This is a genomic window from Lysinibacillus sp. NPDC097195, from assembly GCF_044762075.1.
Taxonomy (GTDB): Bacteria; Bacillota; Bacilli; order Bacillales_A; family Planococcaceae; genus Lysinibacillus.
The window spans coordinates 1-1743 of sequence record NZ_JBIWDP010000016.1; the positions used below are offsets into that span (position 1 = coordinate 1).

Here is a 1743-nt window from a genome sequence, read left to right on the forward strand (position 1 = left end):
ATAAATATTAACTATATAGGATCTATGAATGCGAATGAAGAATGGAGGTAATCGCATTTGTAATTCTTTAAGTGTAATACTTGTTTTAAATTGATCTGTCTCTACATAAAACCATGTTCTTTTTTGAAGGCTTTCAATATAAGAAATTTTATCAATTGCGACTGGGTTCCATTCTTCATCTCTTTACCAGTTAAAAATTGAAATACTAACCTATTATAAGGGACCTTGTTATTGAAGGTGAGAAGTGTTAAACAAACGGTTTTTTTATAACAATATTGCTTTTTACAATTAGTTAATATATGAGGGACAACATCATACATATATTGCTGATTTTATTAATGTATAGCAGACTACACTTAGTGAAAGTAGTGCTAAGGAGGAAGATGCTATTTTAGAAAGGAGAGATGCAATTGATGAATGGGATAAACGAAAATAATTTTAATACAGTAAAATATTTATTTTTCCCTAGCGCAATCATTTGTAGAGCACAAGTGAGGTAGAATTCGACAAAGTTAATTTTTTAAGTTCTAATCTCTTTACTAGTATCCTATAATGTAACGATTACTTTAAAAAGGAGAGGGAATTTTGTGGATTGATGGCGTTTTCTCTGGTGGAGGATTAAAGGGGTTTGCATTAGTTGGCGCGTATCAAGTACTGGAAGCAGAAAATTTCCATTTTAAACGAGTTGCAGGAACAAGTGCTGGCGCTATTTTAGCTGCCTTTATTGCTGCAGGTTATAGTGGGAAAGAAATTGAATGTATGCTTGAAGAGTTAGATGTACCTTCACTATTAGACCCTAGAAAAACATTTTTACCAATGCCGTTTATGAAATGGATTAATGTTTATAACCATTTAGGTTTGTATAAAGGAAAAGCATTAGAAAAATGGTTTTCTCAAAAATTAGCAGATAAAGGGGTTTATACTTTTGCAGATCTACCTAAAGGTTCATTAAAATTGGTAGCTTCCGATTTATCGAATGGTAGAATTATAGTTTTGCCTGATGATCTTCACAAATATCAGATTGATGCCAATAAGTTTTCTGTTGCTTGTGCATTGCGTATGAGTTGTGGCATTCCATTTTTCTTTGAACCAGTAACTTTAAAAACTGGCAAGGGTGAATCTGTCGTTGTTGATGGAGGGGTTTTAAGTAATTTTCCCTTATGGATATTTGATGATAAAGAAGGAAGAAAAAAACGACCAGTCCTAGGTCTTAAATTAAGTAGAAGTAGTGAGGAACAATGTCCACAAGAAATAAAGAATGGATTGAATTTATTTGAAGCGCTGTTTGCAACTATGAAAGGAGCACATGATGAAAGATATATTTCAAGAAGACACGAAAAAGATATTGTCTTTATTCCAGTAGATGATTATAGCGCTACTCAATTTGATTTAAATGAAGAAACTAAGGAAACATTATTAGAGATAGGGAGAAATCGTACAATTCAATTCTTAAAAACTTGGCCAAGGTTTAGAATATAGAACTTAAAAAAATGATAAAAAACTATTGACCACTTATATAATAGGTGTTATTATATAAAAGTTACTGTTACAACTAGCAACTATGAAAAAATAAAAACGAAATAAACGTTTGACATTATTTCAGAAACATGTTATTATATAAAAGTTAACTCTTACAAAACAGTTAACAAAATGAACCTTGAAAACTGAACAAGCAAAACGTAATCAATATAGTTTCTGAGCTAACTTCGGTTAGCGAACGAAACAAAAATTTTGGACATCAAA

2 protein-coding genes are annotated in these 1743 nt (G+C 31.2%); one reads left to right on the forward strand and one right to left on the reverse strand.

What is annotated here, in order from left to right:
- A partial coding sequence (locus ACIQXI_RS21925; RefSeq protein WP_402928631.1) for a LytTR family transcriptional regulator DNA-binding domain-containing protein occupies positions 1-156 on the reverse strand: 156 nt, incomplete at its 3' end.
- A 429-nt stretch (positions 157-585) separates the two neighbouring features.
- Here ACIQXI_RS21925 and ACIQXI_RS21930 point away from each other — a divergent pair.
- Positions 586-1479: a patatin-like phospholipase family protein gene (locus tag ACIQXI_RS21930; RefSeq protein WP_402928630.1), complete on the forward strand. Its 894-nt coding sequence runs from the start codon at positions 586-588 to the stop codon at positions 1477-1479.
- The last annotated feature ends 264 nt before the right edge of the window (positions 1480-1743 follow it).